Consider the following 269-nt stretch of genomic DNA (forward strand, 5'->3'; position numbering starts at 1 on the left):
TAGTGCCTCATCACCCGTTAAATGGATATTTCCTTTAGCAAAATGATGCTTGTCTTGTGTAAATTCTAAATCATTATTTACATCTACACCACCAACTGCATCTACAATATCTTTAAATCCTTCCATATTCACTTCAATATAATAGTTAATAGGCACATTCAAGAATTTTTCCACTGTCGCTACAGACATGTCCACTCCACCGAATGCATAGGCATGATTAATTTTATCACTTTTACCTTTTCCAACAATCTCTGTATATGTATCACGTG

General features: G+C 34.2%; 1 protein-coding gene. It reads right to left on the reverse strand.

Annotated features, from left to right (window positions below; translation table 11 throughout):
* Positions 1-269, reverse strand: a 269-nt coding sequence (locus SB658_RS24270; protein WP_410602911.1) for an LCP family glycopolymer transferase, incomplete at both ends; no start/stop codon positions are given.

This window comes from Bacillus sp. SIMBA_008, from assembly GCF_046535495.1.
GTDB lineage: Bacteria > Bacillota > Bacilli > Bacillales > Bacillaceae > Bacillus > Bacillus subtilis.